This window comes from Lysinibacillus sp. CD3-6 (assembly GCF_006351725.2).
In the GTDB taxonomy this organism is placed as follows: Bacteria; Bacillota; Bacilli; order Bacillales_A; family Planococcaceae; genus Lysinibacillus.
This window is the reverse complement of sequence record NZ_CP085880.1, coordinates 3625846-3640318: the sequence shown is the minus strand read 5'-3', so window position 1 is coordinate 3640318 and position 14473 is coordinate 3625846. Positions and strand designations below refer to the sequence as shown.

At 36.0% G+C, this 14473-nt stretch carries 13 protein-coding genes and 1 riboswitch; of the genes, 7 read left to right on the top strand and 6 right to left on the bottom strand.

Translation table 11 applies throughout. The features are described from left to right. The first annotated feature begins 28 nt into the window (after positions 1 to 28). Positions 29 to 586: an integrase gene (locus FH508_RS18100; protein WP_173477558.1), complete on the top strand. Its 558-nt coding sequence runs from the start codon at positions 29 to 31 to the stop codon at positions 584 to 586. Between the two features lie 262 nt (positions 587 to 848). Here the strand turns inward: FH508_RS18100 and rpsD are convergent, their stop codons facing one another. Beyond that, a complete protein-coding gene (gene rpsD, locus FH508_RS18095) occupies positions 849 to 1451 on the bottom strand; it encodes a 30S ribosomal protein S4 (RefSeq protein ID WP_173477557.1) in 603 nt (200 codons plus the stop codon). A gap of 467 nt (positions 1452 to 1918) precedes the next feature. On the opposite strand from rpsD, the gene FH508_RS18090 reads away from it, so the two are divergent. Next, entirely contained in the window at positions 1919 to 3802 is a 1884-nt protein-coding gene (locus FH508_RS18090) for a sensor domain-containing diguanylate cyclase (protein WP_173477556.1), read from the top strand. A gap of 85 nt (positions 3803 to 3887) precedes the next feature. On the opposite strand, the gene FH508_RS18085 is transcribed toward FH508_RS18090, so the two are convergent. After that, positions 3888 to 4367 (bottom strand): GAF domain-containing protein, encoded by a 480-nt coding sequence (locus FH508_RS18085; RefSeq protein ID WP_173477555.1) that lies wholly within the window; start codon positions 4365 to 4367, stop codon positions 3888 to 3890. Between the two features lie 20 nt (positions 4368 to 4387). Further along, the gene (gene hisJ, locus FH508_RS18080) at positions 4388 to 5185 is read right to left on the bottom strand and encodes a histidinol-phosphatase HisJ (protein WP_173477554.1); all 798 of its coding nucleotides are present in this window, start codon (positions 5183 to 5185) and stop codon (positions 4388 to 4390) included. 199 nt (positions 5186 to 5384) lie between these two features. On the opposite strand from hisJ, the gene ezrA reads away from it, so the two are divergent. The 4 genes from ezrA to FH508_RS18060 all read left to right on the top strand — a co-directional run bounded on the left by ezrA (position 5385) and on the right by FH508_RS18060 (position 10121). Further along, positions 5385 to 7088 carry a septation ring formation regulator EzrA gene (ezrA, locus tag FH508_RS18075; RefSeq protein ID WP_139860403.1) on the top strand — a complete coding sequence of 568 codons (1704 nt, stop codon included), beginning with the start codon at positions 5385 to 5387 and terminating at the stop codon, positions 7086 to 7088. A gap of 240 nt (positions 7089 to 7328) precedes the next feature. After that, complete coding sequence (locus FH508_RS18070; protein WP_173477553.1) at positions 7329 to 8489, top strand: cysteine desulfurase family protein; 1161 nt, start codon at positions 7329 to 7331, stop codon at positions 8487 to 8489. Further along, positions 8486 to 9694 carry a tRNA uracil 4-sulfurtransferase ThiI gene (thiI, locus tag FH508_RS18065; RefSeq protein ID WP_173477552.1) on the top strand — a complete coding sequence of 403 codons (1209 nt, stop codon included), beginning with the start codon at positions 8486 to 8488 and terminating at the stop codon, positions 9692 to 9694. Before FH508_RS18070 ends, thiI begins: the two co-directional genes overlap by 4 nt. Positions 9695 to 9908: 214 nt before the next feature. Beyond that, positions 9909 to 10121: an alpha/beta-type small acid-soluble spore protein gene (locus FH508_RS18060; protein ID WP_173477551.1), complete on the top strand. Its 213-nt coding sequence runs from the start codon at positions 9909 to 9911 to the stop codon at positions 10119 to 10121. Positions 10122 to 10242: 121 nt separating this feature from the next. Here FH508_RS18060 and thiE read toward each other — a convergent pair whose 3' ends face one another. From thiE to thiM, 3 genes are read right to left on the bottom strand one after another with little or no spacing between them, the layout of a single operon-like run. Beyond that, positions 10243 to 10875, bottom strand: a complete 633-nt coding sequence (thiE, locus tag FH508_RS18055) for a thiamine phosphate synthase (protein ID WP_173477550.1) — start codon at positions 10873 to 10875, stop codon at positions 10243 to 10245. Beyond that, complete coding sequence (gene thiD / locus FH508_RS18050) at positions 10865 to 11689, bottom strand: bifunctional hydroxymethylpyrimidine kinase/phosphomethylpyrimidine kinase (protein ID WP_173477549.1); 825 nt, start codon at positions 11687 to 11689, stop codon at positions 10865 to 10867. Before thiD ends, thiE begins: the two co-directional genes overlap by 11 nt. Continuing rightward, complete coding sequence (thiM, locus tag FH508_RS18045; RefSeq protein ID WP_139860753.1) at positions 11689 to 12444, bottom strand: hydroxyethylthiazole kinase; 756 nt, start codon at positions 12442 to 12444, stop codon at positions 11689 to 11691. The genes thiD and thiM overlap by 1 nt, the downstream gene beginning before the upstream one ends. A gap of 88 nt (positions 12445 to 12532) precedes the next feature. Beyond that, a riboswitch (TPP riboswitch) is annotated at positions 12533 to 12631 on the bottom strand. A 194-nt stretch (positions 12632 to 12825) separates the two neighbouring features. Here thiM and mbcS point away from each other — a divergent pair. Then, entirely contained in the window at positions 12826 to 14412 is a 1587-nt protein-coding gene (mbcS, locus tag FH508_RS18040; RefSeq protein WP_139860751.1) for an acyl-CoA synthetase MbcS, read from the top strand. The last annotated feature ends 61 nt before the right edge of the window (positions 14413 to 14473 follow it).

Here is a 14473-nt window from a genome sequence, read left to right as displayed (position 1 = left end):
GTTTTCAGAGGAAATGAGGAAAGAGATAATGACAACGTTGAATAAAGAAAAAGAACTAAATGATGTAATTCATTCCGTTATGCAAACTGTAGGGCTAACGGTAGCAATAAAACAAGATCATTCTGGTATTAATATGAGTTATAACTTTATTGGGGATTATATAGGATTTGATGCAAAAAGATTAGTAGAAGCAAAAAATGAGCTAATGTTACCACTTCCACTTGAGGTATATGTAAAAACAATTACGTTACATGAATTAGGCCATGCTGTAGACCGTGAGGCACTACAAGCATCACTTCCTAGAACGATTGAAATTTTCAAAATGAAAAAACAGCATGCCAAAACGGAAATTTATCGTAATGAGCGCCTTTTATCTATGATAATTGAAGAGCACCAAATGAATATTCAATTCGAGGAAACTGCATGGGAAAATGCATGCAAACTTAATAATACACTTCATTTAATAGATCAAAAGGACTTTGACTATATAAAGCAACATAGCCTAGCGACATATCATAAATTATATGAGCAAGATTTACATGTATATCATAACCTTTTAAGTCAGCCTGTTTTACAGTTAGCATAGATAAGCGTAAGCGGCACTCAAAATTGTTTGAGTGCCTGACACTGAAAGTCACTCATTTGAAAATAATGAGTGACTTTCTTTCATAAGGAGAGATAATTAATGTTAAAAATAGTCAGTTGGCTAGGTTAATTTACCTAGGAGAAGTTGGTTTGAAAAGTAGGCGAATTATTGTGAAATTGTGGATTAACACAAAAACCCCGCAAACACTTGAATAAACAAGGTTGCGGGGTTTAAGAAACGAAAACAATCTAACGTTAAAAAATTAACGAGAGTAGTACTCTACGATGAATGCTTCGTTGATTTCAGCAGATAGTTCAGAACGTTCTGGAAGGCGAGTGAATGTACCTTCTTTTTTGTCTGCATCAAAAGTTAAGTAGTCAGGTACGAAGTTGTTTACTTCGATAGCTTCTGTTACTACAGCAAGGTTTTGAGATTTTTCACGAAGAGAAATCGTTTGACCTGGTTTAACGCTGAATGATGGAATATCAACGCGTTTGCCATCTACTAAGATATGACCGTGGTTTACTAATTGACGAGAACCACGACGAGTGCGAGCTAAACCTAAACGGTAAACTAAGTTGTCAAGGCGAGTTTCAAGAAGGATCATGAAGTTTTCACCGTGAACACCTTTCATTTTACCAGCGCGGTCAAATAGAGTACGGAATTGACGTTCAGTCATACCATACATATGACGAAGTTTTTGTTTTTCTTGAAGTTGTAAACCGTATTCTGATAATTTTTTACGTTGGTTCGGGCCGTGTTGACCTGGTGCGTAAGGGCGTTTTTCGATTTCTTTACCAGTACCGCTTAGTGAGATACCAAGACGACGTGATAATTTCCAAGATGGACCTGTATAACGAGACATATTGTTGTCTCCTCCTTTAAATTTGGTTTTTTTGTTGTAAAACAAAAACCAGTAGTACCCATTCTTATACGCATTTTATTTTCATGTATTTTCGCCTATGCAGCCATTAGGTTACATAATACACCATCTATTTGTAGCTGAGACACTTTGAGAAGTAATACTCAGTAAAAGAGAGGAATAAAATACAGTAATAAGCTTATACCACTGCTGCGTTTATTTTACACAACCTTCATTGTAACTGCTTAAAGCGTAGACGTCAATTATTAGTATTGCTATTTTTAAAAAGGTCTATAGTAGGAATTTCCTTGAAAGACATTTTCCACTACTACGAAATGGTTATTGATACGGTATTAAATGTAAAATGTAAAAGTAAGGCAGAATTAAATAGTCAAAATGACACAAATTATGTATAATACATTATAAGTTAATAGTAATTGATTTGTACGTTATATAGAAAAGGTGATTTCATGACAGACCATTTACAAACGCTGAAATATATAAAATCTGATGTTTTGAGCATTTGGGTGAGTTCGAATGGAGGACTAATTAGTTTTAATGAGTATTTTTATTCATTTAAACAGTGTCTAAAGAAGCACTTGAAAATTGAAAATGCGGCATTTCTTAGCTTTGAAGGTAATAGTTTAATACCTGTGGAAGAATTAGCTAATTTAACAATTGAAACAAAACTAAATGCTGTGTCATGGCTAATGATAGAAGCCAGCTTTTACCAACAAAAAGTGGTGAAGCTTCCTTATATATTAAAAGAAAAAACAGCCTATAATATGATGACAGATATGGTGCTTTTCCAGGCGGAGGGCAAAGATCCTATTGGTGTGTTGCTTGTAGAAGCCACCGATACTTGGACGGACTTTATGACTTCGGATTATGGTGAAGAATGTGTAGAAATACTTACGAAAGTTTTACAAACTTTGATTGAAAACTTAGAAGTAAAATTGAATGAAGATCAATATAGAAAACTTTATAATATGACGGACTTATTTCATTCAACAATGGATATTGATTTAATTTTAGAGAATGTATTAAAAAATATTAGAGATAATTTCCCTGAATTTAATGTGGAGCTTATATTATCCAACGATCAAGATCGACATACAACAATTGATATCAAGCTTTTTGATTACTTATCAGAAAGACCTGCTACAATTGAAGCTTTTGTATCAGGTGAGTTAACAACCGAACTAGCTGGAGATTTGAATTGTCGATTATTAAACGCTCCTATAAAAGGGAGACAAGCCATTTATGGGATTTTACAAGTTAGTGCACCAACCACATACCTTTTCTCAGCAACTGAAAAAGATTTTGTGCGCATGCTCGCACAAGCATCTGGCAATGCACTAGAAAATGCCAAGTTATATCATCAATCGCATCGCCTCGTAAGTGACTTACAACTTATCAATGAAACATCGCATCGATTAAATATGCGAATTGATATTAATGAAATGTTACTTTTCCTACAAAAACAATTAATGAAGTCTTTCCAACCAATGGAAGTTTGTTTCGCTTTTAAAGATAATGCTACTTATGTAGTGAAAGATGCTAGTACATCCTTATTTAAATCAGACGAAGGCAAGACTTATATAAATCATGTTGAACAACATTTTGAGCATACAAATGATCCACTTTTTATAGCCGATTTTAGCAGGTTAACCCCAAATCAAATAGAATATCGCTCAATAATGGCGATTCCTATATTAATGGAGGAAAAAATAAATGGCTTTAGTATCGTCTTACACAAAGAGCCGTATTTCTTTTCATTTGATAGCTTTAAGCTAATGCAATCTTTAATCCATCATTCTTCATTAGCGATTGCAAACTCTATTTTACGAAATCAGCTACAAGAAATGGTGGATCGAGATCATTTAACTAAATTATATGCACGCAGTTATTTAGACCAATTTGTAGAAAAATCATTAAAAACAGATCAATCAGGAATGTTTTTATTGATTGATATTGATAATTTTAAACGCATTAATGATACCTATGGTCATCAAATAGGGGATAAAATTCTTGTGCAAATTGCAGTGCAACTAGAGGAAACAATAGGTGCCAGTGGTATTTGTGCTCGTTGGGGTGGAGAGGAAATGTCGGTGTATGTACCAAATGTTGATGAGCAAAAAGCAATCGAACTTGCTTCAACAATTGTAGAAGTAATACCGAATGCAACAGATCCTCAAGTAACCATTTCAGCAGGTCTTATTACATGGGATCAACTCTATAAACCAGCCTTTCAAGCTGTTTTCCTACATGCGGACACAGCTTTATATGAAGCGAAAAACAATGGGAAAAATAGATTTTGTATCCATGATCGAACTTTACAAACAAATGCATAAACTATGTTATACAATAAATTGCCCCGAAATGATATATTTATAATCCATTTCAGGGCATTTTTTAGTGGCAACTTGTAGCCGTTTTTTAAATATGAAGCAACAAAGTTTTGACAAAATGTTCTAAGCCAACTTGATCTTCAGCGGAAAAGCGATTTTTAATCGGGCTATCTATATCAAGCACGCCAATCACCTTTTCTTGCTGAATGAGTGGAATAACAATTTCAGATTGGGATGCAGCATCACATGCAATATGTCCAGGAAATGCGTGTACATCATCTACAACAAGCGTTTCTTTTTTTGAAACAGCGGATCCGCAAACGCCACGTCCAACTGGAATTCTTACGCAGGCAGGTAAGCCTTGGAATGGACCTAAAACTAGCTCTTGTTCTTGTAATATGTAAAAGCCAACCCAGTTAATGTCAGGGAGGAATTGATTAAGCAATGCAGAGGCGTTGCTTAAATTAGCAATACGATCTGTCTCACCAGAAAGTAATGCATCTAATTGCTTTGTTAATGTCTTATATTGATCGACGATGGATCCTTCATAATTAATTTGTGTAAACATAATAGCACCCCGTTTAAATGTTATATAATTGGAAATAGAGTTTTATAATGCTGATGTAAATCAGCAGCAGTATGTGCATCTGAACCGAAAACGACAGGCAATCCAATCGTTTTACTATAATTAATAAAGGCAAATGGTGGATAAGGTTCTTGGCAATGTGTTTTACTTAAACCAGCACTATTTAAATCTAACTCATATCCCTTTTGCTGCATAGTAGTTAATATTTCCTGAATGCGGACAGTATCATCAATTTTCATATTATGGGCTAGTTGAAACTTATGAACTAGTGTTGGATGTCCGATACGCTTCGGTTTAAATTGACCTAAATCTGCTTCTATCGATTGTAGGACAGTATCATAATATAAATGATAGACTTGTTCAATGGAACCTACCTTTTTAGCAAAAGCGATAAAATTCTCAGCAGAAAAATCGATGCATTCATAGGTGTTTTGCCACTGTAAAAAATGCACTGAAAGAATAGAGTCATCTAAAAAATGCCCATATGTATCAAGGAATTTACGAGTTTCTTGTTCAAAGCCTTGAATATAGTCTATCTCTAAACCAATCCGAATGCGAATATCTTGTGCATACTGCTTTTGAAGTTGCTGTAAATCTTCAAAATACGGCAATAAAAAATCTGGTTGCATACCACTATCCTTTTCGGGTGTAGGGTCGCTAAAATTGAAGGGCAATGGTGCATGTTCTGTAAATGTAATATCCGTAAAGTTTTCAGCAATAGCTTTTTCAATATATTGTGTAAATGAATCAGATGTCCCATGTGGGCAATAGGGGCTATGGATATGGCCGTCTCTTTTCATACATATTACACTCCTTTAACTAGTAAAATGATAAATACATATTTATGCTCTATGTTCAATGACACAGGCGGAACTGTCAATATGTAGGTCGTGAATACACTTTTCTGAAAATCACTCAAATTTTAGTACAAAAGGCGAAAACATAGTATATAATGAATACAACTAGCCAATTCGTTTATTGTAGAATAGGAGGCTTACGATGGAGTATATCATCATTCCAATTATCCTACTATTAATATTAGCCATAGTAGGATTAATGATGCGAAGAAAACATACAACAATCATTTCTCAACTTGAAAATGAAAAATTACAAATACAAAACAATCCCATAAATGAGGAAATTTCCAAAGTTAAATCTTTAAACATGAATGGTGAAACAGAGGAAATGTTTGAACGGTGGCGTAATAGTTGGGATGAAGTCATCGATGTACATATGACAAAAATTGATTCGCTTCTATTCGACGCTGAAGATCAAATCAATCGTCTTCGTTTTAAAAGAGCAACGTTAATAGAACGTGAAATAGAAGATTATATTCTTAAGTGTGAAAAAGATAAAAATAAAATCTTAGAAGAACTTAATGAATTAATTGGCAGCGAAGAAAAAAACCGTATTGAAATTGAACAGCTAAAAGAATATTATCGTTCAGCACGTAAAACATTGCTTGCGCATCAACACTCATTTGGTGTCGCATTACCAGCACTTGAACAAAAATTAGAAGTATTTGTTCAAAAATTTGAAGAATTTGATGTACTCACAAGTGAAGGAAATTATTTGCAGGCACGTGAAATTGTCATTAACTTGAATCATGAATCCCAGCAAACATTCGAATACATTAATGACGTTCCTACTATTTTAACGGAACTACAAGTAAAGTTACCAGGTGCGATTCAAGAATTGCGCAATGGTCAACGTGAAATGGAAGAGCAATCGTACTATTTGCATCATTTAGAGTTAACAGAAGCGTTGGACAAACTGGAAGTTGAATTTGCAAAGTTAAAAGAAGAACTTGCGGAGCTGAATATAACAGTTGTCAAACCTCGAGTTGCAGAAATAAATGAAGAAATCGACCATTTTTATGACTTACTTGAAAAAGAAGTAATTGCTAAAAATTATGTAGACCAGAATTGTGAGCGATTGTTAGGTTCTATTACAAATGTTATAAGCTCAACTCGATTAGTAAGTGATGAAGCAACATTCGTTCAGCAAAGTTATCATCTAAATGAAAAAGATGCTGAAATTCCAAAGGCTGCTTTAAAACAATTAGAAGCACTCCAACGTCGCTATGATTTATTGGCAATACGAGTTGCTGAGGAGAAATCCGCTTATTCAAGTCTACAAGAAGAATTAATCGAAATTAGCGAAGAATTAGAGCGCATTCACGAAGAGCAAGGACATTTATCCAATACAATGAAAAAGCTACGCATTGATGAAAATAAAGCTCGTACACAAGTGGAAAACTTGAAAAAGACGCTTCAAGAAACAGATCGCCTGTTAAATAAGGCGAATATTCCAGGTATTCCTGAAGAGATGGATGCTCGTTTAGATGAGGCTGCAGAGCATATTTATGTTGTTATGCAAAGTCTTCAAGAAGTTCCACTCAATATGGGAACAATCCATAATAACTTAAATGCAGCAACTCTTTGCGTTGAGGATGTTCACGCGAAAGCACATGAATTGATTGAGAATGTTATGCTTATCGAACGTATCATTCAATATGGTAATCGTCATCGTGCAACGAACCCAAAATTAAACGCTCGTTTAAAAGAAGCGGAACAAGCATTCCATCAATACCGTTATGCGAAGGCTTTAGAAGAAGCTGGAACGGCGGTAGAGGAAATGGAGCCAGGTGCATTAAAACGCATTGAGGCAATTGTTGCGGAAGAGACGCTTACAAAGTCTTAAAAATGGAAATGAATAAACAATAATACAGCCACCTACATATTAGGTGGCTATTTTATTTTCTATTGTTACATTAGCTTTAGCAATACGTGAGATTCTAGTTTACTATTGGTAGTTTATTCAATAAATAGGTCATCAAAAAGAGATGGTAAATGACTAAATTACAATAATAGTAGTCAATCGCGACAGATTGCGTTATGATAAATACCGTTAAATCAACGTTTTGAAAGTGTGTGAAAAATAATGAAGGTTAATACAATTTATCTTGATAATAGTGCTACAACAAAGCCTTATAAAGAAGTAATGCAAACATTTATGGCAGTGAATGAACAGTATTATGCGAACCCTGCGTCAATTCATGCGATGGGTGTAGAATCAAATGAATTATTAATGCGTGCGCGTGAGCAAGTAGCAGATATTTTGAAGACTGACGCAAAAAATGTGCTATTTACTTCAGGTGGTACCGAATCTAATAACACAGCAATTATTGGTTTAGCACGAGGTAATACACATAAGGGTAAACATATTTTAACTACGGAAATTGAGCATCCTTCTGTGTTAGAATCGGTCAAACAGCTAGAAAAAGAAGGCTTTGAAATCGAGTATTTACGTGTCAATGCACAAGGCGTAATTTCATTAGATGAGCTAAAGGCAAAAATACGCAAAGATACTATTTTGGTGAGTATGATGCATGTAAATAATGAAATGGGAGCAATTCAACCTATTTTTGAAGCTGCTACAATTGTTCATACAGAAAGTCGAGCGGCATTTCATGTTGATGCAGTACAAAGCTTCGGTAAATTACCTTTAACTTTTAAAGGTGAGGAAGGTCCTGATTGTATTACAATCTCTGGGCATAAAATTCATGGCTTTAAAGGCTCAGGTGTCTTAGCATTCCAAAAAAAAATGCAATGGCAACCATATGCATTAGGTGGAGGACAGGAATTTGGCTTGCGTAGTGGTACAGTTGCTGTTCCACAAGCGGTAGCGCTGTCGAAAGCGGCTCGTATTGCAGTTGAAACAATGAATGAACGCCAAGAGAAATATCGTAATTGGCAACGGGAAATTCGGGCGGAGCTAGAGCAATTTGGTGATGTTGTGCATATTTTATCTACTCCAGAATGTGCGGCTCATATTTTATCATTTAGTGTTCGTGATTTAAAAGGTGAGGTACTGATAAATGCCTTACAAAAATATGGTGTCATTGTATCGACATCAAGTGCTTGTTCATCAAAGCAAACAAAAACAAGTCATGTTGTAGAAGCATTAAATATTGATGAACACTTTAAAAAGGGTGTTATTCGTGTTAGCTTTGGCGCACATGTAACTTCTGAAGACATCGCACAATTTATACAAGTTATTAAAAAAGTAATGATGGAACTAAAAGGAGAACTTTTATTATGATTTGGAAAGAAATATTAATTCGTTATGGCGAACTTTCTACAAAAGGACGTAACAAAATGGATTTTATCCGTCGTTTACGTGAAAATATTCGCTATGCATTTGCAGATTTAGGGCATTTACACATTCGTACAGAACGTGATCGTATGTTTATTGCCATTCAAGACGAGGCACAAATGAATGTTTTATTAGCAGGATTACCAAAAATATTTGGGATTCAATCATTTAGTCCAGTAGCTGCTTGTGACAAAGATATGGATGCCATGAAACAACTTGCGATTACGATTATGGATACATTTAAACATGAACAATTAACTTTTAAAGTTGAAGTTAAACGTACAGATAAAACATTCCCGTTAGATTCTCACAGTATACAGCGTGAAATTGGTGGACATGTTTTACCTCAATATCAAAACTTATCAGTAAAAGTGAAACATCCTGATGTAGAGCTACGTGTGGAAGTTCGCCACGATTCAACTTACATGATGGCGCAAGTGATTCCTGGCGCAGGTGGAATGCCAGTTGGCTCTAACGGAAAATCTTTATTAATGCTTTCAGGTGGAATTGATAGTCCTGTTGCAGGTTATTTAATGATGAAACGTGGTGTACGTCTAGAAGCAATTCATTTCTTTAGCCCACCATATACAAGCCAAAATTCATTGGAAAAAGTAAAAGTGCTAGCAAATGAGCTAACAAAATTCGGTGCAAGTATTCGATTACATGTAATTCCGTTTACAGAAATTCAAGTGCTTATTAAAGAAAAAGTGCCGTCAAATGTGTCAATGACTACAACGCGTCGTATGATGTTAAAAGTTGCAGATAAAGTACGTGAAGAAATTAATGCACTTGCTATTGTCACAGGGGAAAGTCTTGGACAAGTAGCAAGTCAGACGCTTGAAAGCTTAACAGCTATTAACGCAGTTACGAATACACCAATTTTGCGTCCTCTTATATCGAGTGATAAATTAGACATTATTGAAATTGCGGAGAAAATCGGCACATATGAAACGTCAATTCAGCCATTTGAAGATTGTTGTACAATCTTCACGCCTGCTAGTCCGAAAACGAAACCAAAGCTTGAAAAAGTAGAGCATTATGAAAGCTTTTCTGATTTTGAAGACCTAATTGAGCGTGCTGTAAAAAACCGTGAAGTGTACATTTTCCCGAAAAAAGACCAGCCTACAGATAAATTTGCAGATTTATTATAAAAAAATTACGTGCGTAACAAATAAATTCGTTATTGTTTTTCGTTTATTTAAAAACGCCATTTAATAAGAAGGAAACCGTCTCAAAAACGTATTTGGGACGGTTTTTTTTAATATTTACTAGCTTATTTCCTTTAGAGTTACATTTTACCTTTAATTTTTTCGTATTAAAAAACAAATATCGCACATTCTATATTCACAAGGAGGTGAGACAGACATGACAAACAACAATGGTAGTTCAAACAAGCTTGCAGTACCTGGTGTACAACAAGCACTTGATCAAATGAAATACGAAATTGCACAAGAATTTGGTGTTCAATTAGGAGCTGATGCTTCAGCTCGTGCTAACGGTTCCGTTGGTGGTGAAATCACTAAACGTCTTGTACAAATGGCAGAATCTCAATTAAAAGGTATGCCAAAAAACCAATAATTGCAGAATAAGCAATTATTGAACTTAAAACCAGTGACCGTAAAAGGCACTGGTTTTAGTTTGTTTAAATTTAGTTTTTTTATGCCATGACTTCTTGTATACATACGTGCAACAATGCAAATTACAAAGACAATGATTTGAAGGTTGAAACTGTTTTTTGAATATCATTGCTTTCGCAAATAGCTGAAATAACCGCTACGCCATCTGCACCTGCTTTAAAAACAGCAAGTGCATTGTTGCAGTCTATGCCACCAATTGCGACGATCGGCAATTGCGGATACATGTTTCTTGCTTGTTGTAAAAACTCAGTTCCACTAGGTGGTTTTGCATCGCTTTTGGACGTCGTTGCATAAATAGGACCAATCCCTACATAATCCGCTCCATATGTTAAAGCAATTTGTAATTCAGTGGCTGTATGAACCGAAACACCAAGAATCATTTGTCCAATTTTTTGTCGCACTAGTGAGATGGGATGGTCGTCTTGACCAATGTGAAGGCCATCTGCCTTAAGCTTTAGAGCAAGGTCGATATCATCATTCACAATAAAGGGAACGTTGTATTTTCTGCATAGGTTTTGACATTGACGTGCAAATTGTTCATAGTGCTCATTCGTCAATGCTTGTTGTCCTTTTTCACGAAACTGAAACATCGTAATGCCTGCTTGCAATGCGGATTCAAGTATTTCTAAAGGTTGTCTATTTTTTACGTTCGCTGTGCCCATTATAAAATAAAGCTGTAAATCACTACGTTTCATGAATGGTTACCTCACAAGTATCGAGAAATTTTTTGTAAGCAAAATGATTTGTCGGCCCATTGCCATTGCCAATCAATAAATCATGGCTAATGGCTAGCTGAATAAACTTTTTCGCTTCAATAATCGCTTGTTTTAAAGGCATTTTCTGACCGATAAAAGCGGTTAATGCAGCAGAAAATGTACATCCCGTTCCATGTGTATTTTTCGTTGCGATTCGAGTAGATTGCATAGAAAATGTTTTACCATCATTGAAGAATACATAATCTGTTGCAAAGTTATCATCCTGTAGATGACCACCTTTAATAATGACACATTGAACACCTAGCTTTAATAATGACTGTGCAGCTTGTTGGATGTCTGATAAATTGTGTATTTTGCTTGCTGTAAGCGTCTCCGCTTCAGGGATGTTAGGTGTGACGATTGTAGCAAGCGGTAATAGAGCGTTTTTTAACGCCTCAACTGCTTCTTGCTGTAATAAGTTTTCGCCACCTTTGGCGATCATTACAGGATCAACGATAAGTGGAATATTTAAATTAGACATAGCTCCTGCAATAGTATGAATTATATCTGAGGAGAAAAGCATGCCTGTTTTTATTGCACTAATTGAAAAATCCTCAAGCAGTGAATGAAGTTGTTTATTTACAAAAGCTTGATCAATTGGAAGCACCCCGCTCACACCTAAAGTATTTTGTGCTGTTAAAGCGGTAATAACGGATGTCCCGAATACATTTAATTCTTGGAAAGTTTTTAAATCAGCTTGAATACCAGCTCCACCACCGCTATCTGAGCCAGCTATTGTCGTCACAATATGCATTATTTTTCACCGTCCTTCGATAAACGGTGAAGCTCATTTAAGACGGACACTGCGAAATCACCATTATATGGCGCACAAGAAGCGGCATGTTCAGCAACTTTTTTATAGCTCGTTAATGTATGGCACAACTGAGTAAATGGCTCATTACCTGCCATATAAGCTGCACAGCAAATAGCACTTAACAAACAACCCGTCCCTGTAACTTCTGTCATGCGAGCGTTTCCACCAATAATCCATTTAGATTGCTCACCATCAGTAATAAAATCTTTTTCACCAGTTACAATGACAATGCACTTATATTTTTTAGAAATCTCTTGTGCTTTATCTTCAACAGATATGGAGCCGCTGCCACTATCCACACCTTTTTGTTGCCAATGAACATTAGCAATCGCGGCAAGCTCACCGATATTGCAACGAATAACAGCAAAGTGAACCGCTTCTAATAATTGCTGTACCGTTTGTTTACGTAAAGTTGTTGCCCCAACACCAACAGGGTCCAAAATCACAGGTATACCTAGCGCGTTTGCTTTTTTACCAGCAAGGAACATCGATTGTTTTGTACGGGTAGTAAGCGTGCCAATATTAATTAATAAGGCTGATGCAATCGATACCATTTCTTCAACTTCGGTTGATTCATCGGCCATGACAGGTGAAGCACCAATTGCTAATAATCCATTTGCTTGGAAATTGGCAACTACATAATTGGTAATACAGTGAATCAATGGCTGTCTTTTACGAATAGTTTGAAAAATCATCGTAGTCCTCCTTTTTTGGATGGACGTAAGCATGCAAAAAAGCTCTTTTTCGTGCGAAGTGTACACGTAAAAAGAGCTTATCATCAGTAATAAGATGTGTGTTGCTCCCTACGTCAGTATTAACTAACAGGTTCAAAGGGTCAGGTTTTACCTTCTCAACTCGTTATGAGTCCCCCTGCAATCATGAATTTTTTAGTTGTCCAAAATGTAACATACCTATTCTCAGTATTCAATAGCATTTTATCATTATCTGGAAAGCAGTGACTGATGCCATATAATAAACCATGATAATTGTCATGACTTTGTGAAAATAAGGTCCATCCATTGAAAATCATAAAAAATGAGTTTTATAATAAACCTAGCAATAAGGAGGCAGTTATTATGAAAAGACAGGATTTAATCGCACCAGAATGGTATAACATTGTTGAGGAGATTGAGAAGTATGCTCAGGACCCTTCTAAAAAAGCATTAATTGTTTATAACAATCATGAAGAAATTCAACATATTACATATGCAAATTTACTTGAAAAAGCAAATCAGGCGGCCCATGTATTTACTTCGCAAGGACTAACAAAAGGTGATGTGCTTTTAGTAATGGTTCCAAGATCTGTTGAGGCATATATCGTATACATAGCAGCATTGAAAGCGGGCTTAACGATTATTCCAAGCTCAGAAATGTTGCGCACAAAGGATATTGAATACCGCATTACACATGCAAATGCCAAAGGAATAATTGCTTACGAGCCATATATTGAGCAATTTGATGAAGTAAATAATCTAAAGGGTATTTTGCAATATGTAATTGGTCATGCGCATGCCCCATGGCAACCGTTGCTTGAAAAAATGGAGGAGCATCCTACAAACTATACGAATCCTACACCAACAAAAAGTACAGACACTGCTTTTTTAGCCTATACAAGTGGAACAACGGGCAATCCTAAAGCAGCTGTTCATACGCATAGCTGGGGTTATGCTCATTTACGGACAACAGCACCAAATTGGTTAGGTGTACAGGAAAATGATATAGTATGGGCTACTGCGGCACCTGGATGGCAAAAATGGATTTGGAGTCCGTTCCTTGCAACTTTAGGCAGTGGTGCAACAGCCTTTGTCTATAAAGGCAAATTCGATGCATCAACTTATTTGTCGTTGCTTGAAAAATTTAAAGTAAATGTATTATGTTGTACACCGACAGAGTATCGATTTATGGCAGCACTCAATAATTTACAGGATTATAATTTAAGCGAAATCCGCCAAGCAGTATCAGCGGGAGAACCATTGAATAGTGAAGTTGTAAAAGTGTTCATAGAAACATTTGATATCCAGGTTCGAGATGGCTACGGTCAAACTGAAAATACATTACTTGTAGGGACAATGGTTGGCATGGAAGCGCGCGTCGGGTCAATGGGGAAACCGACACCAGGAAATACAGTAGAAATAATCGACGACCTTGGAAATCCTGTGTCTGAAGGTGTAGTTGGGGATATTGCCGTGCATCGTGAAACACCTGCACTCTTTAAAAAATATTTCCAAGATCCCGAACGCACGAGCCTACAATTCCGCGGAGAATGGTATATAACAGGAGACCGTGCATATAAAGATGCCGATGGCTATTTTTGGTTTGAGGGCCGTGGAGATGATGTCATTATTTCTTCAGGCTATACAATAGGGCCATTTGAAGTAGAAGATGCATTAATGAAACACCCTACAGTAAAGGAAGCTGCTGTAGTTGCTAGTCCTGATGAAGTAAGAGGAAATATTGTGAAGGCATTTATTGTCCTGCATGAAGGTGAGACAGGGGATAATACGCTTATTAAAAAGTTACAAAACCATGTGAAATTAATGACTGCCCCATATAAATATCCACGAGCGATTGAATTTGTAGATGCTTTACCGAAGACTGCATCGGGTAAAATTCGTCGTGTCGAATTACGCCAACAAGAAAAAGCTCTTTATACACATCAATAAATATTTCCTAGGAAATAAAGGCGAATAATCAAAGTTCATGTTTTATTATGAACTTTTGATT